At 49.9% G+C, this 20,873-nt stretch carries 22 protein-coding genes and 1 other annotated feature; of the genes, 17 read left to right on the top strand and 5 right to left on the bottom strand.

Features of this window, described 5'->3' with window-relative positions; genetic code table 11:
- The first annotated feature begins 117 nt into the window (after positions 1–117).
- Positions 118–2,394 carry an endopeptidase La gene (gene lon, locus SOI44_RS01920; RefSeq protein ID WP_331347563.1) on the top strand — a complete coding sequence of 759 codons (2,277 nt, stop codon included), beginning with the start codon at positions 118–120 and terminating at the stop codon, positions 2,392–2,394.
- A gap of 76 nt (positions 2,395–2,470) precedes the next feature.
- On the opposite strand, the gene SOI44_RS01925 is transcribed toward lon, so the two are convergent.
- Together SOI44_RS01925 and SOI44_RS01930 are read right to left on the bottom strand one after the other, a co-directional pair.
- Positions 2,471–2,950 (bottom strand): S-ribosylhomocysteine lyase, encoded by a 480-nt coding sequence (locus SOI44_RS01925; RefSeq protein ID WP_331347564.1) that lies wholly within the window; start codon positions 2,948–2,950, stop codon positions 2,471–2,473.
- A gap of 25 nt (positions 2,951–2,975) precedes the next feature.
- The gene (locus SOI44_RS01930; protein WP_331347565.1) at positions 2,976–3,761 is read right to left on the bottom strand and encodes a hypothetical protein; all 786 of its coding nucleotides are present in this window, start codon (positions 3,759–3,761) and stop codon (positions 2,976–2,978) included.
- Positions 3,762–3,870: 109 nt separating this feature from the next.
- Here SOI44_RS01930 and SOI44_RS01935 point away from each other — a divergent pair, with 109 nt between their 5' ends.
- The 13 genes from SOI44_RS01935 to SOI44_RS01995 all read left to right on the top strand — a co-directional run bounded on the left by SOI44_RS01935 (position 3,871) and on the right by SOI44_RS01995 (position 15,095).
- Positions 3,871–4,254: a hypothetical protein gene (locus tag SOI44_RS01935; protein ID WP_331347566.1), complete on the top strand. Its 384-nt coding sequence runs from the start codon at positions 3,871–3,873 to the stop codon at positions 4,252–4,254.
- A complete protein-coding gene (locus tag SOI44_RS01940; RefSeq protein ID WP_331347567.1) occupies positions 4,247–6,751 on the top strand; it encodes an MSCRAMM family protein in 2,505 nt (834 codons plus the stop codon). The genes SOI44_RS01935 and SOI44_RS01940 overlap by 8 nt, the downstream gene beginning before the upstream one ends.
- 42 nt (positions 6,752–6,793) lie before the next feature.
- Positions 6,794–7,027: a binding site (T-box leader), on the top strand.
- Positions 7,028–7,060: 33 nt separating this feature from the next.
- Positions 7,061–8,167 carry an ATP phosphoribosyltransferase regulatory subunit gene (gene hisZ, locus SOI44_RS01945; RefSeq protein ID WP_331347568.1) on the top strand — a complete coding sequence of 369 codons (1,107 nt, stop codon included), beginning with the start codon at positions 7,061–7,063 and terminating at the stop codon, positions 8,165–8,167.
- Positions 8,164–8,793, top strand: a complete 630-nt coding sequence (hisG, locus tag SOI44_RS01950) for an ATP phosphoribosyltransferase (protein ID WP_331347569.1) — start codon at positions 8,164–8,166, stop codon at positions 8,791–8,793. The genes hisZ and hisG overlap by 4 nt, the downstream gene beginning before the upstream one ends.
- A gap of 2 nt (positions 8,794–8,795) precedes the next feature.
- On the top strand, positions 8,796–10,082 hold the full coding sequence (gene hisD / locus SOI44_RS01955; RefSeq protein ID WP_331347570.1) for a histidinol dehydrogenase: 1,287 nt from the start codon (positions 8,796–8,798) through the stop codon (positions 10,080–10,082).
- Positions 10,069–11,100 (top strand): pyridoxal phosphate-dependent aminotransferase, encoded by a 1,032-nt coding sequence (locus SOI44_RS01960; RefSeq protein ID WP_331347571.1) that lies wholly within the window; start codon positions 10,069–10,071, stop codon positions 11,098–11,100. Before hisD ends, SOI44_RS01960 begins: the two co-directional genes overlap by 14 nt.
- Positions 11,097–11,678: an imidazoleglycerol-phosphate dehydratase HisB gene (hisB, locus tag SOI44_RS01965; RefSeq protein ID WP_331347572.1), complete on the top strand. Its 582-nt coding sequence runs from the start codon at positions 11,097–11,099 to the stop codon at positions 11,676–11,678. The genes SOI44_RS01960 and hisB overlap by 4 nt, the downstream gene beginning before the upstream one ends.
- On the top strand, positions 11,675–12,286 hold the full coding sequence (gene hisH, locus SOI44_RS01970; RefSeq protein WP_331347573.1) for an imidazole glycerol phosphate synthase subunit HisH: 612 nt from the start codon (positions 11,675–11,677) through the stop codon (positions 12,284–12,286). Before hisB ends, hisH begins: the two co-directional genes overlap by 4 nt.
- A complete protein-coding gene (hisA, locus tag SOI44_RS01975) occupies positions 12,283–13,014 on the top strand; it encodes a 1-(5-phosphoribosyl)-5-[(5-phosphoribosylamino)methylideneamino]imidazole-4-carboxamide isomerase (protein ID WP_331347574.1) in 732 nt (243 codons plus the stop codon). Before hisH ends, hisA begins: the two co-directional genes overlap by 4 nt.
- Positions 13,008–13,769, top strand: coding sequence for an imidazole glycerol phosphate synthase subunit HisF (gene hisF / locus SOI44_RS01980; RefSeq protein WP_331347575.1), 762 nt, complete (start codon positions 13,008–13,010; stop codon positions 13,767–13,769). The genes hisA and hisF overlap by 7 nt, the downstream gene beginning before the upstream one ends.
- Entirely contained in the window at positions 13,766–14,098 is a 333-nt protein-coding gene (gene hisI / locus SOI44_RS01985) for a phosphoribosyl-AMP cyclohydrolase (RefSeq protein ID WP_331347576.1), read from the top strand. The genes hisF and hisI overlap by 4 nt, the downstream gene beginning before the upstream one ends.
- Positions 14,091–14,414, top strand: coding sequence for a phosphoribosyl-ATP diphosphatase (gene hisE, locus SOI44_RS01990; protein ID WP_331347577.1), 324 nt, complete (start codon positions 14,091–14,093; stop codon positions 14,412–14,414). Before hisI ends, hisE begins: the two co-directional genes overlap by 8 nt.
- 45 nt (positions 14,415–14,459) lie before the next feature.
- Positions 14,460–15,095, top strand: coding sequence for a trimeric intracellular cation channel family protein (locus SOI44_RS01995; RefSeq protein ID WP_331347578.1), 636 nt, complete (start codon positions 14,460–14,462; stop codon positions 15,093–15,095).
- Positions 15,096–15,149: 54 nt separating this feature from the next.
- On the opposite strand, the gene SOI44_RS02000 is transcribed toward SOI44_RS01995, so the two are convergent.
- Positions 15,150–16,226: a 6-phosphofructokinase gene (locus SOI44_RS02000; RefSeq protein ID WP_331347579.1), complete on the bottom strand. Its 1,077-nt coding sequence runs from the start codon at positions 16,224–16,226 to the stop codon at positions 15,150–15,152.
- Between the two features lie 67 nt (positions 16,227–16,293).
- Positions 16,294–17,013, bottom strand: coding sequence for a purine-nucleoside phosphorylase (gene deoD, locus SOI44_RS02005; RefSeq protein ID WP_331347580.1), 720 nt, complete (start codon positions 17,011–17,013; stop codon positions 16,294–16,296).
- A gap of 113 nt (positions 17,014–17,126) precedes the next feature.
- On the opposite strand from deoD, the gene SOI44_RS02010 reads away from it, so the two are divergent.
- Complete coding sequence (locus SOI44_RS02010) at positions 17,127–17,693, top strand: TIGR01440 family protein (RefSeq protein WP_331347581.1); 567 nt, start codon at positions 17,127–17,129, stop codon at positions 17,691–17,693.
- Positions 17,694–17,752: 59 nt separating this feature from the next.
- Here SOI44_RS02010 and SOI44_RS02015 read toward each other — a convergent pair whose 3' ends face one another.
- Positions 17,753–18,973 carry a D-alanine--D-alanine ligase family protein gene (locus SOI44_RS02015; protein ID WP_331347582.1) on the bottom strand — a complete coding sequence of 407 codons (1,221 nt, stop codon included), beginning with the start codon at positions 18,971–18,973 and terminating at the stop codon, positions 17,753–17,755.
- A gap of 116 nt (positions 18,974–19,089) precedes the next feature.
- Here SOI44_RS02015 and SOI44_RS02020 point away from each other — a divergent pair, with 116 nt between their 5' ends.
- On the top strand, positions 19,090–20,364 hold the full coding sequence (locus tag SOI44_RS02020; protein ID WP_331347583.1) for a patatin-like phospholipase family protein: 1,275 nt from the start codon (positions 19,090–19,092) through the stop codon (positions 20,362–20,364).
- The gene (locus SOI44_RS02025) at positions 20,361–20,870 is read left to right on the top strand and encodes a deoxyuridine 5'-triphosphate nucleotidohydrolase (RefSeq protein ID WP_331347584.1); all 510 of its coding nucleotides are present in this window, start codon (positions 20,361–20,363) and stop codon (positions 20,868–20,870) included. Before SOI44_RS02020 ends, SOI44_RS02025 begins: the two co-directional genes overlap by 4 nt.
- Positions 20,871–20,873: the final 3 nt, after the last annotated feature.

A 20,873-nucleotide genomic window follows, 5' to 3' on the forward strand; every position in this document is an offset into this window, starting at 1 on the left:
GTGTCCAACATAGTGTCATCCTAATAGTACGTTGACAGATGTCAATGTTAGGGGATTATCCCCATTTATTTTACAAGCGTGTTAGCACTCAATGGTGAAGAGTGCAAAAGGAGGCTTATGTTAATCGTTCCTGTATACAACCAGCTGGTTCTGCCAGATGCCAATCTGTTCTTTCCATCCGACAGCTTCCAGGCTGCAGCCGGCAGCCGCCTGTCGGCAGGCGAAAAGATCATCTTCGTCATCGCCCGTGAAAACATTCCGCGCACCCAGTATACCGAAGACAGCTTCTATCCGATCGGTGTCACCGGCTACGTCCAGGAAGAGAATATGTCCGGCTTCATCGTTGTCCATACAGACCAGCGTGTCAATATCGAAAATGTTACGGTCCGTGCTGACCATACCCTGATGGCAAACATTTCCCGCCGTGCGGATATTGAAGACCTGGATCCTCAGGAAGAAGCCGAGCATCTGGTTAATCTGAAGAAGCTTGTCAAAGACTATATGTCACACTTCCAGTGGGGCAAGTTTGTGGATGGCTTTGTGGACCAGTGGACCAATGAAGGCGAGATTGTCGCTGCACTGGGCATGTGGCTGCCGCTGAAACCGGAAGAAAAATATGCCCTGCTGGCTGAAGACAGCCGCAAGGCACGCAACCGCCGCTATGAAGAAATCCTGTACAGCTATCTGGAAGTAGCCCGCGTCAATGCGGATGCCCAGACTGCCACCGCTCAGGAATATGAGCAGGCTTACAAAGAGCAGGCCATCAAGAAACAGATGGAATATCTGCAGAATGAACTCGACAAGATGCACCCGGAGAATGTTTCCGATGCTGCCCGCTTCCAGAAGAAGATTGAAGAGTCCGGCATGAATCCAACCGCCCGTGAGGAAGCTGACAAGATGCTCAACAGACTCAAGCAGGAGGGCAATAATTCCCCGGAATATGGCAACATCTATGAATATCTGGATTTTGTCACTTCTCTGAACTGGAAGACACCTTCGGCCAGAAAGATTTCTCTGACTGAGGCACAGAAAGTTCTGGATGAAGATCACTTTGGTCTGGAAAAGGTAAAGAAGAGAATCATCCAGCAGATTGCCGTCATGAATCTGAAACATTCCCAGTCCGGCTCGATCCTGCTGTTTGTCGGTGCTCCTGGCACCGGCAAGACATCCATCGCAGCTTCCATTGCCAGAGCACTGCACCGCAAATATGTGCGTGTATCCCTTGGCGGTGTGCGTGATGAAGCCGATATCCGCGGCCACAGAAGAACCTACATCGGCGCTATGCCGGGCCGTATTATGGACGGAATCCAGAAGAGCGGTGCCAGCAATCCGGTCATGGTGCTGGATGAGGTAGATAAACTCGGTGTTTCCTACAATGGTGACCCTGCCAGTGCACTGCTGGAAGTGCTGGATCCTGAGCAGAACTCTACCTTTACAGATCATTACATGAATGTGCCATATGATCTGAGCCATGTCTTCTTTATCTGCACAGCCAACAGTATTGACAACATTCCGGAACCGCTGCTCAACCGTATGGAAGTCATTCAGTTCAATGGCTATACGGCATCTGACAAGTTCCAGATTGCCAGAAAGCATCTGCTGCCAAAGGCAATGTCTGCCATGGGCATCAAGGACAAGGATCTTGAAGTAACAGATGATGCGATTCGGACAATGATCGACTCCTATACGATGGAGGGCGGTGTGCGCGGCCTGAAGAAGGTGCTGGATACATTATGCCGCAGCTGCGCTGTGGAAATTGCCAATGGCCGCAAGGATACGCTTGTCATTGATAAGGACAATCTCAAAGACTATCTCGATGCAAGACCGATCCATCATGACCGCGTTCTGAAGAATGATCAGCCTGGTATTGTGACAGGTCTTGCCTGGACGGCAGCCGGCGGTGAAATCCTGTTCATTGAATCTCTGATGATGAAGGGCACTGGCAAAGTGACCGTCACCGGACAACTTGGCGATGTCATGAAGGAGTCTGTTTCCATTGCCATGTCTCTGGTCAGACACAGATTCCCGGACAAGGCCGATGTCTTTGCCAAAAATGATATCCATATCCATGTACCGGAAGGCGCTGTCAAAAAGGATGGACCTTCTGCCGGCATCACACTGACCACAGCCCTGGCATCTCTTGTCACTGGCCATCCGGTCGATCCTTCCATCGGTATGACAGGTGAGGTATCACTGCGCGGCAAAGTCATGGAAATCGGCGGCCTGCCGGAAAAGCTCATGGCCGCTGCCAGAGCCGGTGTCAAGACCGTTCTGATTCCGAAGGACAATGTGGATGATCTCAAAGATGTGCCGCAGGAAGCCAGAGACGCCTTGAAGATTGTACCGGTTGATACCGTGGAAGATGTTCTGAAGTACACAGGCATCATTGCCTGACAAAGAAAAAGACCTCCGGGAAAGGACAGAGAAATCTGTGCTTTCGATTGGAGGCCTTTTTCATATCCTGTGTTCTTTACTGCGGATATACCATATGGGCTTCATCAATGTTCTGCAGTGTCTTTTCCAGATACCGCTTTGCCCACCACTTTGCACTGGCAAGATTCTGATCCAGATAGTTGCCGCATTCTGCCGGTCTGGCACCAGGAATTTCTCCTTCAAAGGAAACGATATACTGAAACATGCGGGTAATAACATCCAGGATATCCTCTGGGGATAGATCACCGGCAAAGATCACATAGAAGCCTGTCCGGCATCCCATCGGTCCAAAGTAGACCGTTCTGTCCTTCCAAGTCTCATCATTGCGCAGAAAGGTCGCACCAAGGTGCTCAATCGTATGCACTTCCGCCGTATTCATGACCGGCTCCTTGTTCGGGACAGTCAGACGCAGATCAAACGTTGTCAGTACTTCTTTGCCAACCCTGTCTTTCCGTGATACATAGACACCGGGCTCGAGTTTCAGATGATTGATTGTAAAACTTGCAATCTTTTCCATTTTTGTATTCTCCTTCATTCTGATCTCAATGTGTGTGCTGCCGGCATTGTTTCCAAGCCCGCACACACTGGTTTCGCAGCTGCTTTTTCAACTGTATATACGCTCTGATCTCAGCAGGATCAGGCTCTTTCTTCATGTTCAATGATTCATACACATGCATGGATGGTGTAATCAGGTCTTCCTGCACCTCACTGCCATCTTCTTCTGGCAGCACCATATCTTTGACGATCATCTGATACAGACCAGCGGGTGGATTGCCATTGCGGTCCAGAATGGCAATCTCGTCCTGCTGCATGGGCTTTTCAATCATCTGCACACCAAGCCATGGCGGCAGCAGAATTTCGGCTTCTTCAGATTTGGCATACTGGGGCAGCACAGCAGAAAGGTCTATCGCCGGTGTACCTGTGGCTAGATCTGCCTGCAGGAGTACAATGCCATCCTTATCACCATAGGCTTTCAGAAAGTGCGGTGCATCAGAAGTGGAAGTAAAGGCAATGGTATGGCCGCACTGCTGGATCCTGGCAAAGTCATACAGACGTTCCACTCTGCGCACATGGTACTGCTTTTTTAACGGACAGTTCTGCATCAGCGAGAATAAAGCAGCGCATATGCCATCTGCACCATAAACCTCTTTCCAGCGGATCAGCAGGGCAGGATTGAGACGCTTATTCTCCTTTGCCTTGATTGTTTCATTTTCAATGCCATCAAAGAAAACGGCATTGAACGTCACATAGGCCTTGGGATCTGACCACAGCGGATCATTTCCACTGACATCGCCTTCATACCAGCGCAAGGCTTGTATTGTATCCATACGCATTCCTCCATCTGCCATTCATTTTATCTGCAGACACAACTTTTTTCAGGGAATCCATGCTTTTTGCGGGCATAGAGAAAGGGAAGCACACAAGGAGGAAAAGAAGATGAATTCCAACAGCACAACATTAATGCACCTGAAACACGAATGCGGACAGTACAGCAGCTATATGGTACAGCTGCAGATTCTGCGTGACAAAATCCGCATGGCACGTGCCAAGGGCAGTCCCTGCGGCATTGAGATTGAGGCATTGAACACAATTGATGAGAAGATTGCGTCTATTGAAGGCATGCTGGACAGGATTGAAAAGGAAAATGGCATTGAAAGCAGGATTCTGCTCTGGCGGACAGTCATTGGTCATGAAGATCTGCGCCATGTCGCAAGTGAGAAAGGCATGGATCCCATGGACCTGAACACGCAGATTGAAGATCTGCTGTTCCATGATCTGATTTCACAGACCCATCTGTCTCTGGAGGCTGCCTATGCATAAACCGCTTCTGCTTGGCGCACTGCTGGGGCTGGCAGTCTGGCATTTTGACAAACAGCCGATGCTGATACAGACACGTCTATTGGCTGGCGAAAAACCGGCTGCCAATGTCCGGCTTGTAATCAGCGAACAAAGCGATCCCACTGAAGAACAGGAAAAAATCATTGTTACGGATGATAACGGTATGTTTTCTGTTCCAGAGGGATCTTACATCCGCCTTCAGGAACCTGTAGCCGGATACTATGATCTTGCCCAGACTGCAGAGATCAAAGAAAAACAGGACATCGTTCTGCAGCCCATCCAGGTCTTTCTGCAGGTGGAAGATCATACAGAACAGCAGGATTTTACAGATCCGGTTTTCATTCTGGAAGATACAGAGAAGAAAAGCGAAACACAGCTGCTTGCCAGAGATGGAATGCTGGAAATCGGCAGTCTGCTCAAACCGGATCAGACATATCTTCTGCGTCAGAAAGAGAAGAAGGACAATGTGACAAACTTTCCGGATACAGAGATTCATGTGGATTCCAGCAAACCTGAAAAATTGGAAATTGTACACAGGTATGAAGATACAGCAGTGATTGATTTTTTGAAGATGCCGGGACTTTCTGTATCATTCTTTGCGGATGAAAAGGGAGAACAGCCTGTGGATGCCGGCGATGGTCTTGCCAAAGGCACATGGTATTACCGTATCTCAATGGAAGATCCTGCCTATTATCAGGATGATACATTGCATTCCATTGATGTGGATCCATCTGCAGAGGATACCATCCGGCTGGAGGTGCCATTGGAAAAACCAGAGCTGTCTGTTTCCGTCCATGGCGGACAATACCATCTCTGGCTGGAAAATGAACAAAAGGAAAAAGTGGCAGAATGGGACAGTGATGATCAGGTTCATGCGATCCCGGTCAACAGAAACAGTATGTATACACTGTATTCTTCGCCTGGATCTGACAGCTATTCTATCCAACCGGTAAAGATCAATGTACCGCTGTACAAGGAAAAAGATCTGCGCATTGCCCTAACGGGAAAGCCATTTTCCTTTGCTGTGTCGGTGCGCAGCCAGACCACCCGCCAGCTGCTGAACAAGTGTGATATCCGGGTGGAAAATCTCAGCCAGCACACTGAAACCATTGTTTCCGCAGAACCGCGTGCCTTGATCAAAGGCCTGAAAGAACAGGATCTTCTGCGGCTGACACCGGTGAATCTGCCGGCAGGCTATATCTCTGCCGGCAGCACGGAAGTCCGGGTGGAAAAGATGGAAAGCTTTGATGTCATGCTCGATGTGATTCCGTATGTTTTAACCGGATTTCAACTGCCTGCCGGCACCCAGTATCAGCTGTTTTCAAATGCGGAATGTACCATCGCAGCTTATGATGTAAACCGTCAGCCGCTGACAGGCTGGGAAGGGATCAAGCTGAAAGATGGAACGTATTACTTGAAACAGATGGACTGTCCATTGGATCAGTATCCGGATGAACAGGTTCATCCTATCCTCATTGATTCAGCGAAAACAAGTGCCCGTACCATCACCATTGCCCCACAGCCTGTCATGGCATCTTTGCGTGTACAGGATATGAGCGACAGCCGCTATGTAGAGGAGGCAGAAGTCATCCTGAAAGATGAAGAAGGAAATACCGTCTATGCCGGCAGCCCGGAAGATATTCAGCTGGAAAGAAACAAGGTATATTCACTGCAGCTGAAAGGACTGCCACAAGGCTATACCGGCGGACGTTCCATTCGTTTCCGCATGCCATCCAGACAGCCCGATACTTCGGTTGAGGCCCTGCTGCATCTGCAGCCATATGCATCGGTTGAGGTAAGTGTTGAAGATGCCGGCAGCGGAATTGCCATTGCCCTGTGTCAGCAGAACGATCTTTCCCGAATGGCAAAGGATATTCATGGCCAGTATGCCAGAGTACGTACGGATGAAAATGGCATTGCCCGCTTTCAGATGCCCCAGGGCACCTATTTCATCATGATGGAACAGCCCGGAAAATACCATTACCGCCGCAGGCGGGTGCACAGCGTAGATGCAAAAGCAAGACAGAATGCAAAGGCATCTTTTGACTTAAAGCAGGCCAGCCTTCGCGTGATCCAATGTGATGCGCAGGGAAAGCCGGTATCAGGAGCCAGAATGGCCCTTTTGGATCTTTCCGGAAACAAACTGCTGGAATGGGAGAGCACACCTGAGGCAGAAGTGATCGGGCAGGGTGTTGTCTCACCAGGAGAAAGTTATCAGATTGTCGAACTTCTGGCTGCCCAGGGCTTTGCGCCTTATACAAAGCCAGTTCTGTATACCATGTCAATCGATGAACCGGATCAGGAAGAAGCGATCACAATTGAAACAAAAGCACTGCGTACTGCAAAGGAAAAACAGCAGGAATCCGTGCCTGACATGGAACAGGTTGTGCAAGAGAAAAAGCAGAATGCAGGCTTGAAAATGACGGGTGTCATTGCAGGCATTGCCGGAATTCTGATCGCATGTAAAAAGTTTCAATAAAAATGCGTTGACATACATTTTTGCTGAAACTACAATGAAAGCACAAAAGCAGGGAAGAGAAAAAGTAGTACCGCCTGAAGTTCAAGAGAGTTTCCACTTGGGTGAAAGGAAATACAACGGACGGTGTGAAAACACATCTTGGAGCTGTTCTTCTGAAGTCAGTAAGAAGGTCCGTGTGTGCACGTTACAGCACAGGAGTATGGTAGTACTTCATGAGGCTGTCCATCGTGAGATGGCAGTGAAATTGGGTGGAACAACGTTGCGGACGTCCCTTGCGGGATGTCCTTTTTGTATTAAGGGGAGAAGAAGATGAAGATGATTGAGACACCGTCCGGTCTGCGGGATCTGACCGGCGCACAGGCAGAGAAAAGAAGTCAATTGCAGCAGAAGGTGGAAGCCGTCTTTGCCAATGCCGGCTATCAGCAGATTGTTACACCGGATATTGAATTCTATCAGACATATGCACGTGCCTATGCCAGTCTGAAAGAATCCCAGATGTACAAGTTCTTTGATCAGGATGGCCAGATCCTGACACTGCGGACGGATATGACCGTTCCGATTGCCAGAGTCGCTGCCAGCAAGTACCGGGATGAAAAACCGCCATTTCGTTTCTATTATGGTGAGAACGTCTACAAGGTACGTCAGTCCTTTGCCGGCAAGCGCAATGAAGTGCGTGACTGTGGCATTGAACTGATCGGCGAAGACAGCCAGAGTGATCCTGAAGTTCTCAATCTGGCAGATGAAGTACTGGCAGCCCTTGGCCTTTCAAACTACATCCTGGAAATCGGAAATTCTGACTTCTTCCGTCTGGCAGCCAGACTGTGCGGCTTATCCAAAGAAGATACGGATACTATGGCCGACCTTGTGGACCGCAAGGCCATGCCCGATCTGCATGCCTATACCGGTTCTTTGTCATTAAGTGATGCACAGGCTGCTTTCTTCCGGCAGCTGCCGCTGCTTTCCGGAAAAGAAGAATGCCTGGAAAAAGCAAAGACGCTGTGCTTTGACAGCCGCCTGGAAGCAGAAGTAGAACGCATGGAAGATCTTGGTGAAATGATGAAACGGCTGGATGGGGCAGGCCACATTGCCTATGATCTTGGCAAAGTGCCGCATCTGGATTACTACACCGGCATCATCTTTGAAGCTTTCACACCAGGTGCTGCTACTGCCATCCTATCCGGCGGCCGTTATGATGACCTGCTCAAAAAGTTCGGACGGGACTTACCAGCGTGCGGCTTTGGCATCAAGCTTGACTACCTGCTGGATCTGTTTCCGGATACAGAGCAGAAAATACGGCGGTTACGCTATCCCAAAGGGCAGATTGAAGCTGCGCTGCAGAAGGCAAAACAGCTGCGCAAAGACGGCCCGGTCATGCTGGAAGCAGCCGATGTGGAACAGATGGAGGTGGTATTGTGAGTCTTTCAATCGCACTGACAAAAGGCAGACTGGAACAGCAGACAACCGCAATGCTGGCAAAAGCAGGCTATGGTGTTGAAAAACTGCAGAACAAGGGACGGGCTCTTGTCTTCCCGGATACCTGCAAAGACATCCGCTACTTCCTGGTCAAAGCAAATGACTGTATTACCTATGTCGAACATGGTGTTGCCGATATCGGCATTGTTGGCAAGGATACATTGATGGAAGGCGGCAGTGATTACTATGAAATGCTGGATCTAGGCATTGGCAGATGCCGCTTCATCTGTGCTTCTCTGCCCGATCACAATCCCTTGACCAAAAGCGGCCATATCAAGATCGGCTCCAAATATCCTGAAGTCACAAGACAGTATTTTCTTAACAAAGGCAAGGATGTTGAAATCATCAAGATTGATGGTTCGGTGGAACTGGCACCGATCCTGGGTCTGTGCGATGGCATCGTCGATATCATGGAAACCGGCACAACCCTCAGGGAAAACGGCCTGGTTGTCTATGATACCGTCTGTGATATCAGTGCCAGGGCAATCGTAAACAAAGCCGCCTTCAAACTGAAGCGGCAGGAAGTCATGCAGTTTCTGCATGATCTTGAAAGTGCTAAGGAGGAATAAAAATGCTCAGTGAAATCAAGGCAGATAATCCAAAGCAGCTGCGTGCTTATCTGGACAGCCGCACAAGTGATATCTCAAGTGAAATCCTTCTGAAGGTCAATGAAATCATCAAACGGGTCAAACAGGAAGGGGATGCAGCACTGAAAGACTATACCCGCCGGTTTGATGGTGTTGAAATGGAAGATTTCAGAGTGAGTGAAGCGGAAATCGATGAAGCCTGTGCAAAGACAGACAAGCGGTTCCGCGAAGCACTGACCAGAGCCAAAGACAATATCACAGCCTTCCACATGGCCCAGAAGACAAACTCCTATCTTCTGGAAAGAGAACCCGGTGTATACATGGGCCAGAGGGTACTGCCGCTTTCATCAGTCGGCATCTATGTTCCCGGCGGCAGAGCCCAGTATCCTTCCTCCGTATTGATGAATGTCATCCCGGCAAAAGTGGCAGGGGTCAGCCGTATTGTCATGGTTACCCCGCCAGGCAAAGACGGACGTCTGAATCCCAATATTGCCTTTGCGGCCAGACTTGCCGGTGTATCGGAAATCTACAAGGTCGGCGGTGCCCAGGCCATTGCTGCCCTTGCCTGGGGAACAGAAAGCATTGCCCCGGTAGACAAGATCACAGGACCTGGCAACATCTTTGTCGCAGCTGCCAAGAAACTTGTCTTTGGCAGAGTGGATATCGATATGATTGCCGGCCCAAGTGAAATCCTGGTCATTGCGGATGAAGGCGCAGATCCTGCATGCTGTGCTGCCGATCTGTTGTCCCAGGCAGAACATGATCCGATGGCTTCTGCCATCCTGCTGACCACATCCCGCACATTCCTTGACGGGGTAAACAAAGAACTGGAACGACAGCTGAAAACCCTGCCGAAAAAAGAAATCGCCAGTGCTTCGATCCGCGACTATGGCAGAGCCATCGTAGCAGATTCCCTGGAACAGTGTATTCAGTATGCCAATGCCATTGCTCCGGAACATCTGGAACTGATGATCAAAGATCCGATGCCGTATCTTTCACAGGTAAGAAATGCGGGCTCTGTCTTCCTTGGCTATGATACATGTGAGCCGATCGGCGACTATTATGGCGGCACCAACCACGTACTGCCAACCGGCGGCACAGCCCGCTTTGCCAGCGCTCTTGGCGTGGATGCCTTTGTCCACCGTTCCTGCTTCCTGCACTATTCAAAAGAAGCACTGCAGCAGGATGGTGACGATATTATGGTCCTTGCCAAAGAAGAACAGCTGGAAGCCCATGCCAGGGCAGTGGAGGTCAGAAATGGGAAAAACTAATGCCTATACAGCAGCCAGACGGGATGGCAGAATCCTGCTTAATGCCAATGAAAGCAGCCTGAATCTGACAAGTGATCAACTGCAGAAAGCAGCAGAAATTGCTGCGCAGATTTCCTACAACCGCTATCCGGACCCTGCTGAAACAGACCTGCTGGCCGCCTTTGGAAACAAAATGGGTATCTCACCAGACTGTCTGCTGGCAGGCAATGGCAGCGACCAGATGCTTGGCTATCTGATCACAACTTACCTTGGCAAAGGCAAAACACTTCTCACCCTGGATCCGGACTTTTCCATGTATCGTTACTATGCCGGCTCCATTGACGCAAAGACCATAGGATATAAACAAAACGAAGGCGGCGGTGTAAACATGGAAGAACTGATTGCTTTTGGCAAAAAAGAAAAAGCAGACATGATACTGTTCTCCAATCCCAACAATCCCACCGGATCTCTTATCAGCCGCAATCAGATTGAAATGCTCGTACAGAGTTTCAAAGAGATTCCAGTCGTCATTGATGAAGCCTATATGGACTTTGCCAGAGATGAAACAGCACTTCCGCTTCTGGATATCTATGACAATCTGTTTGTAACAAGAACACTGTCCAAGGCATACGGCCTGGCCGCACTTCGGGTGGGCTTTTTGGCGGGCAATGCAAAGACAATGGCGGCTTTGAAGGAAAACTTTGTGCCCTATGCCATGAATTCACTGTCGATGGCAATTGCAGCTGCGCTGCTTCCACAGATTGATGTGGCAGGCTTTGTCAAAGGCATCAAAGAACAGCGTCAGCGGATGTATGAACAGCTTTCCGGATGCAGGAGACTGCAGGTCTGGCCATCCCAGGCAAACTTTCTCTATGGCAAAGCCGAAGATCTTGATCAGCTGCTTGCCTGCCTGCAGGCAGAAAGCATTGTCATCCGCACCTATCAAGGTACCCCGTATTTCCGTATCACCATCGGCACAGAAGAAGAAAACCAGCTTGTTTGTAAAGCTATTCAGGCATATGAAGGAGAACAATCATGAGAAAAGCAGAATATCACCGTGTCACGAAAGAAACAGATGTGTATGCCAGCATCAATCTGGATGGCACCGGCAGAGCGGACATTGATACCGGCATTGGCTTTCTCAATCACATGCTTACCCTGTTTGCCTTTCATGGCGGCTTTGATCTGAGCGTGAAGGCAAAAGGGGATCTGGACGTGGATGACCATCATACGATGGAAGATATCGGCATCGTGCTTGGCATCGTTGTCAAAGAAGCACTTGGTGACAAAGCCGGCATTGGAAGATATGGCTCCTTTGCCTGTGTCATGGATGAAGCCCTGGCCAGAGTGGATCTGGACTGCTCCGGAAGGCCATACCTGGTCTTTCATGGTGATCTGAAACGGGAGACCATCGGCACGATGTCTGTGGAAATGGTGCCGGAATTCCTGCGGGCATTTGCCTTCAACTCTTTGATTACACTGCATGTCAATATCCTCTATGGTGAAAATGACCACCACAAGATTGAAGCAGTCTTCAAGGCCCTTGGCCATGCTCTGAAAGCCGCTGTTACACAGATAGGCGGTGGTGTTTTCAGTACGAAAGGAAGCCTGGCATGATCGGCATCATTGATTACGGTGCCGGCAACCTGTTCTCTTTGAAACATGCCCTGGATGATGTTGGTGCTGAAACGGTTGTGTCTGGCGATGCCAGTGTACTTTCCACCTGTGGCAAGCTCATTCTGCCAGGCGTTGGTGCCTTTGGCGATGGTATGGCCATGCTGAAGAAAAACAAGCTGGATCAAATGATTATTTCCGAAGCTGAAAAAGGAAAACCGCTGCTTGGTATCTGTCTGGGCATGCAGATGCTGTATGAAAGCAGTGAAGAAGACGGCTTTCACAAGGGACTCGGCCTGTTAAAGGGAAACATCATCCGCCTGCAGGGAGACGATATCCGTATTCCGGAAGTAGGATGGAACCTGCTGGAACAGGTCAACCCCCATCCTGTCTTTTCACTGCTGTCTGCCCATCCCTATATGTACTATGTGCACAGCTACTTTGCATCTGATACCGATCCTGCCCAGGTCTTTGGCATCTCTGTGGATGGCATCAACAGAGTGCCGGGACTGGTTGGCAGAGACAATATCCTTGGCTGCCAGTTCCATCCTGAAAAAAGCAGCGAAGACGGGCGTGCGATCCTGCGCTATTTTGTGGAGGCAGACATATGATCATCCTGCCGGCAATTGACATCATTGATGGTGTGCCTGTCCGTCTTGTCCAGGGCGATTACAGCCGGAAAACAAAAGTTGCCAGTTCCATCAAGGACACCGCTGTCACCTTTGCCCATCAGGGTGCTTCCTGGCTGCATATGGTAGATCTGGATGGAGCCAAGGCAGGCCATCCGGTAAATTCCGGTGCCATTCTGGATGCGGCCATTGCGGCAGGCATTCATACCGAAGTCGGCGGCGGTATCCGCACAATGTCTGATATCCGCCTGTATCTGGAAGGCGGCGTTTCAAGAGTCATCCTTGGCACAGCAGCTTTAGAAGATGAAGAACTGCTGAAAGAAGCACTGGTCCGCTATGGCAGCCGGATCGCCGTCGGCATTGATGCCAGAAACGGTATTGTGGCACTTAACGGATGGCTGCAGGCATCCAATCAGACATATCAATCCGTGGCGGAAAAGATGGCAGAACTAGGTGTAGAGAATATCATCGCTACGGATATCAGCCGTGATGGTACGATGCGCGGCATCAACACAGCCATGTACACTGAACTGTGCCAGCTGAAAAACGTCAATGTGATTGCCAGCGGCGGTGTGGGCAGTATGGAGGATCTGCAGGCACTGACCCATACCGGGGTAGCTGGTGTCATCTGCGGCAAGGCATTGTATGAAGGCAGAATTGACCTGGCAAAGGCCATTGCACGGTATGAGAAAAAGGAGGGGACATGCTGACAAAAAGAATTATTCCCTGTCTTGATGTCAAAAATGGCAGAACTGTCAAAGGCATCCACTTTCAGGGTCTTAAAGAAGTCGGTGATCCGGTAGAAATGGCAGATGCCTATAACCGACAGGGTGCCGACGAACTTGTCTTTCTTGATATTGCCGCCACCCAGGAAGGCAGAAAGACAATGGCAGACATGGTGGAAAAAGTGGCTTCCCGAATTGCCATTCCCTTTACCGTCGGCGGCGGGATCGGATCGCTGGAAGATGTTCACCGCATGCTTTGGTCAGGGGCGGATAAAGTGTCCCTCAACAGTGCTGCTGTCCGCAAGCCAGAGCTGCTGCAGGAAGGGGCACGCCGCTATGGCAGCCAGTGCATGGTTCTGGCACTGGATGCCAGAAAAAGAAAAGATGACAGCGGCTGGAATGTCGTCATTGAAGGCGGCACCCTGGATACCGGCATTGATGCCATCCAGTGGGTGAAAGATGCTGTGGCGATGGGAGCTGGGGAAATCCTTCTGACTTCCATGGATGCAGATGGCACAAAGAAAGGCTATGATCTGCCCTTATGTCTGGCAGTGCGCAAGGCAGTCAGAGTACCGGTCATTGCCAGCGGCGGATGCGGCTGTCTGGAAGACTTTGGCAGCCTGTTCAAGACAGATGCCGCTGATGCTGCCCTGGCCGCATCGCTTTTCCACTATGGCACACTGAGTGTAAAACAGGTGAAGCAGTATCTGCAGAAAGAAGGTGTTCCGGTACGCCTATGATCACAATTGATTTTAAAAAAGGAAATGGCCTGGTGCCCTGCATTGTGCAGGATGCCGCCACAAAAAAAGTTTTGATGCTTGCCTATATGAACCAGGAAAGCCTGGCAAAGACCATACAGACCGGGCTTGCTGTATTCTACAGCCGCAGCCGTAAGGAACTGTGGACCAAAGGGGAAACCAGCGGCAATTACCAGCATGTCAGAAAGATTCTTGTTGACTGTGATGAAGATACAATCTTACTGCTGGTAGATCCGGACGGGCCGGCATGCCATACCGGCCACACAAGCTGTTTTTACCGCAATATGGAAGGAGAAGAAGTGGATGAGTGAACTGGAGAAAATGTATGAAGTCATTCTGGATCGCAAGGAAAATCCAGAAGAAGGCAGCTATACCAATTATCTGTTTGACAAGGGACTGGAAAAGATCCTGAAAAAAGTGGGAGAAGAAAGCACCGAGACGGTGATTGCGGCCTTGTCGCAGAGCAATGAAGATCTGATCAATGAGCTCAATGATCTTGCTTATCATCTGCTTGTGCTGATGGCTGCCAAAGGAATTACGCCAGCTGATTTTGACAGGGTAGCCAGACAGCGTGAGGCAAAGCAGCACAATCTGAAACCTGAACGACGCAAAATCGAAAAGTATTAGCACAAGTCGCCTGCTTTCCGTACAATAGGGAAGGTAGGTTTTTATATGGAAGACTTTCTGACTGCATTCCAGATGATTGGTACGGTGGCATTTGCCATCAGTGGTGCGATTACGGCGGTCCATGCCGGCCTGGATCTATTTGGCATTATTGCTCTTGGCGTCATGACCGCAACTGCCGGCGGCGTGATCAGAGATATCATTCTTGGCATCTTTCCGCCAACTGCCTTTGTCAGTTCCATGTATGTTGTTACTTCTGCCCTGATCTCCATTGTCGTCTTTCTGATTGCCAGAGATGAAATCCGCTCCGGCACATCGATGAACAATCATTCCTTCCGGGTTATCTTACTTCTGGGAGACTCCATTGGCCTTGGCGTCTTCACCACTGCCGGCATGTATACAGCCATCACCAGATTCTCTGCTGACAATGGCTTCCTTGTAATTTTCTCAGGTGTTGTAACAGGTGTAGGCGGCGGCTTTCTTCGAGATGTATCCATCCATGCTCTGCCAGAGATCTTCTCCAAGCATGTTTATGCCGTGGCATCCATTGCCGGCGGCCTTATTTCCCTGTATTTATTCCGCCACAGCGATCCCTATACCGCCATCTATCTTGGCACGGGCATCATCGTGCTCATCCGTCTGCTGGCGGCCCATTACCGCTGGTCTTTACCAAGAGTGCAATGAATAATATGCATCAACATAAAAAAGGCAGCCACAGCTGCCTTTTAATACGCAATATCAGTCACCGAAGCTGATGCCAATCGACTTGGCTTCCTTGATGATCTCGGCATTGGGATCAACATATTTCAGTTTGCCAGCGACTTCTGCCAGCGGCACCGTTGTCATTTCACGGTTCTTATAGGCAACCATGACGCCGTACTTCTTCTTCAGAATCAGCTTTGCGGCCTCAGCACCAAGCCTGGACGCAAAGACACGGTCATAAGCAACCGGTGTACCGCCGCGCTGGATGTGGCCAAGAATGGTTACTCGTACCTCACGGCCGGTCTTCTTGGTAATCTGATCTGCCAGTTCATAGGAAACAGAAGGGAATGTATACTTCTCCAGCTTCTTGCGGTAATCCTTCTTGCTCAGCTGGGCATCCTGCTTGGAAATCGCACCTTCGGCAACAGCCATGATCGTGAAGCGCTTGCCCTGGCGGTCACGTGTTTCAATGACATCAACGATCTTGTCCAGATCATACGGAATCTCCGGCAGCAGAATGATGTCTGCACCGCCGGCAATGCCGGCATTCAGCGGCAGCCAGCCGACCTTGTGGCCCATGACTTCGACAATGAAGACACGGCCATGGGAAGAAGCTGTTGTATGAATCTCATCAATGCAGCGGGTCGCAATATCCACCGCAGACTGGAAGCCGAATGTCATATCTGTGCCCCACAGGTCATTATCGATTGTCTTCGGAAGGGTGATGACATTCAGTCCTTCTTCTGACAGCAGATTCGCTGTCTTGGTAGAGCCATTGCCGCCCAGCATCACCAGGCAGTCAAGCTGCAGCTTATAATACGTCTGCTTCATGCACTCCACTTTGTCACGGCCATCCGGCAGCGGATTGTGAATCTCCTTGAACGGTGTTCTCGATGTGCCAAGAATCGTTCCGCCAACGGTCAGAATGTTGGAAAAATCATCTTCTGTCAGCAGACGGAAGCGGGAATTGATCATTCCCTTATAGCCATCCTCAAAACCATAGAATTCCACCGGTTCCTTGGCATTGTTCATCACACCCTTGAACACGCCGCGCATTGCAGCATTCAGTGCCTGACAGTCACCGCCGCTGGTAAGCATCCCAATTCGTAACATGATTACCTCCCGGTCCCCAATGGACCATTTTTTCCTCTGCTCTTATTGTAGTGTTGTATAACCTGCTTCACAAGCTTTGATCTGCAGCTGCCTCAAGAGCAATCTGCATCATCTTTGTAAAACTCTCTTCTCTTTGTTGAGGCGTCGTTTCCTGATGGGTCACAAACGAATCCGATACGGTCAGAATCGTGGCAGCATTCTTATGCAGAACAGCCGCATTGGCAAAAAGGGCAAAACTTTCCATTTCCACAACCTTGCAATGGTGGTTGTAAATCACATCCTGCAGATAGCCGTCATTGGCACGGTAGAACACATCCGAAGAATGTGTAGTGCCTTCATGCAGCTCAATGCCAAGCTTTGCGGCTGCCTTTTCCAGCTTTGCATTCAAAGCGGCGGAAGGATACAGCGTATGGGCAGGATTGCCGCCCTGCACAAGAGCATATGTGCTTTCCGAATAGGCCGCATCTGCCAGGAAGACATCAAACAGGTTCAGATCAGCAGTATAGGCGCCGGCAGAGCCAACCCGGATGATGTTGTCGACATCATAGAACTTGAATAATTCCCAGGAATAGATGCCGATGGAAGGCATGCCCATGCCGCTGGCCATGACGGTTACCGGTACGCCATGATAGCTGCCGGTGTATCCCTGTACACCACGCACGTTGTTGACAAGAACCGGATGGTCCAGAAAATGTTCGGCAATGAATTTTGAGCGAAGCGGATCACCAGGCATCAGAACGGTTTTTGCGATCTGACCCGGTGCTGCACTGTTATGAGGTGTTGACATTTTACAAAAAACTCCTTTTTCTCAATTATAGCAGAAATCATGCATGCAAAAGCGAAACCATTGCCACACATGACCGCTGCCAGGGAGTATGATGAAAGGGAAAGGAAGTGGGCATGATGGAAGAAATGAATATACGGGAACAGGCAGCCAGGGCAGTGGAAGAGATTCTTGCCCAGGCCCATCTGAAACCAAAGGATATCTTTGTCGTCGGCTGTTCAACAAGTGAAGTGCTTGGTGAAAAGATCGGCACCCACAGTTCCATGGATACAGCAGGACAGCTGTATGAAGGAATTGCCGGCGTTCTGAAAGAACATGAGATTTATCTGGCGGCACAATGCTGCGAGCATCTCAACCGGGCACTGGTAGTCGAGGCAGAATGCATGGAAAAATATGATCTTGAGCAGGTCAATGCCATCCCGCAGCCCAACCATGCCGGCGGTGCCTTTGGCACCCAGGCATATGCACATATGCAGCATCCGGTCCTGGTGGAAAGCCTCAATGCCAGAGCCTCAGCGGGCATCGATATCGGCGGCACACTCATCGGCATGCATATCCATCCGGTTGTCGTACCCCTCAGAATCTCATTTGACCATATTGGCGCAGCCCATATCATCTGTGCACGCCGGCGGCCTAAGTATGTCGGCGGCCAGCGGGCTATCTATGACGAAAAGCTGATGTAAGAAAAGATGCTGTTACAGCCACACGCTGCAGCAGCACCTTTTTTCACATTTTCACTCTGTTACTTTACGCCTTTGGCACCTTTGACACCCTGAGCAGAATAGTTTGCCAGCAGGTTTGTCTCATAGGAGAAGGTCATCCGTGATCTTCTTCTTTCTCTGTCCAGTGCCTGATCAACCAGCTTATCCATCAGCTGCGGGAAGGAAACACCGCCCGCTTCCCACAGATAGAAGGCAAGGGATCCCGGAATCGTATTGATCTCATTGACATAGATATGCTTCGTTTCAGCATCCATCATGAAGTCAATGCGGCATACACCGGATGCACCCAGCACCTCAAATGTCTGTCTGGCATATTTCTGAATCATTTCGGTTTCTTCCGGACTTAACGGAGCCGGAACCCTGCGGGCTGTGCTTGCCATACCCTTGGAAGCACCGGACTTCACACCACCCTTTGTGGAGCCCTTGGATCCGCCCATATACTTGTCCTTGAAATCCAGCATATTGTCTTCCGCAGACTGCTTGGTCACTTCTTCCAGCACAGAAGCCTCACAATGATGGCCATCGCCAAGCACGGAGCAGTTGATCTCACGCATCGGCTTGACAACTTTCTCCGTAATGACTTTTTCATCATACTGGCGGGCATCTTCAAAGCAGGCAAGATATTCTTCATCATTATGGGCAATGGCAATGCCAACCGAAGAACCGGTTCTGGCCGGCTTGAGGATGACCGGATAGATCAGCTTGTGGACTTTCTTCAGAATCTCATCCTGGTGCTCATCCATCTCAGATCCATAGACCCAGAACCAGTCTGTCATCGGCAGACCGGCATCGTGCAGGATATGCTTCATCAGCACTTTATCCTGACCAACCGCAGCGCCATACAGATCGCAGCCTGCATACGGCACTTTCAGCATCTCAAAGAAGCCCTGAATGGTGCCGTCTTCACCATTGGTGCCATGCATGACCGGAATGGCAACATCAATTGTGCCAAGATTCTTCGGCCCGAACATGGAATGCTTTACCGGCAGAATCTGCACCTGATTGTCGACATTGGCAAGCATCACCTGTGTGCACTTGGATACAAGGGCATTCAGATCACGGAAATTGCTGATGTCATTCAGCAGATCAGAAACATACAGCTTTCTGTTTTTGGCAACATAGACAGGAATGACATTGTATTTTTCCGGATCCAGGGCAGCCATGGCCTGATGGCCGGAAATCACGGAGACTTCATGCTCGACGGATTCACCGCCGAAGAAGACGCCAACATTCAGTTTCATATTCAAAACCTCCGGAAGATATTATATCCTGAAATGCACATTTTGCAGGATGGAATCAGAAATGAGCGCAGAGGATGCTAAAATGTTAGCAGAGAATACAAGAAAGGACTGCTGATATGAAGAAAGCACTTGTAATGGCAGGCGGGGGCACGAAGGGCGCCTATCAGGCCGGTGCCATCAAAGCCCTGATTGAAATGGGACGTGATGACTGGAATATCGTGACAGGAACATCGGTTGGTGCCCTGAACGCATGCCTGGTTGTACAGAAAGACTATGAGAAACTGTTTGCCCTGTATGACAATCTCTCTGTTGATATGATCCTCAACGGCATGTCACCGGCAGACATGAATCTGAAAACAATCTTCAATGAACGTGATACTTTTATTACAGAACTGCGTAAATACGTAAAGGATCAGGGACTGGATATCTCGCCGTTTCTGAGCCGTGTGCATGAACTCTACAATCCGGACAGGTTTTTCGCTTCGCCCATTGACTTTGGCTGCATCGCTGCCACTGCCAAAGGACACGAAGGCGTCTATGTCACCAAGGACATGATGAAAGAACATGGCGAAGACTGGCTGGTTGCTACCGCCAGTGCCTATCCGGCATTCCCCATGAAGAATATTGACGGCACCGACTATGTGGATGGCGGCTATTATGATAACTGTCCGGTGGATTTTGCCCTGCGGCTAGGCGCAGAAGAAGTGCTGGTCATGGATCTCAACCATGTACCGAACCATCCCGGCTATCTTGGCCGCTCTAACATCCACTACATGTTTCCAAAGAGTGAAACCGGCGACTTCCTGGATTTCTCACGGGAACGGCTGAACCGGCTGTTTACACTTGGCTACAATGATGCCTGCAAGATGTTTGACCGCTATAAAGGTTATAAGTATACCTTTACGCTGTATCACCGGCCGCATTTCTTCTCACATTGGTATGTCAGTGTGGAAATGCTGGAAGCACGCATCAAGCAGGCAGGCATGATCAACGACCGGCTGCGCTCCGATACTTTTATTACCGATACTTTGAAATCAAATATGCAGCTGCCATATCTCAAACCGCAGCATTATTTCGAGGGTATGATGGACTTCCTGCTGGATCTTGTACAGGCAGAGGAAACAAAGGTTTATACACTGAAAGAGGCCCGTAATCTGATCTTTGCGGCATTTGCCGATACAGCCCGCGAAGATTTCCCATACAAGCCAAATGGACTCAGCCAGATGGGAACGATGTTCGATCAGAAGGAGACCATTGCCCGTCTGTTGCATGCAGATTTCTATCCGGATCATGTGTTTGCCAATGAGAATACGGTGCTGACGCTGTATCCGTTTGAAAAGGCAGCAGCCGATTTTATCTATATGTGGATGAAGGAGTTTTCCCAGGAATGAGACCAGCTGCAGGAAGATTTGAGAAGGTCAGCTTTGACCAGTTTGCCAAAGGCGCACAAAAGGCTGGATGGTCAGGTGATGTCAAGGCCGCCTATGATGCCATTGTGCTGCCAAAAAGGGCAACAGCAGGTTCGGCCGGCTATGATTTCTGTATGCCGTATGATCTGCATATCGCGCCCGGGCAGAGTGTTCTGGTGGCAACCGGGATACGTGTTAAAATGGATCCGGCCTACGTATTTCTGCTGTTTCCGCGCAGCTCGCTTGGCTTCAGGTACAGGCTGCAGCTGGATAACACGGTCGGTGTGATCGACAGTGATTATTATCAGGCTGACAATGAAGGCCACATCTTTGCCCGAATGACAAATGGTTCTGATGACAAAGTGCTGGATCTTTCAGCCGGGCAGGCTTTTATGCAGGGCGTGTTTGTGCCATTTGGCATCAGTGAGGATGACGAAGTGAACACAAAGCGCACCGGCGGAATCGGCAGTACAGATAGAAAAGAGTGAGAG

Source organism: Lactimicrobium sp. (assembly GCF_036453465.1).
Lineage (GTDB): Bacteria > Bacillota_I > Bacilli_A > Erysipelotrichales > Erysipelotrichaceae > Bulleidia.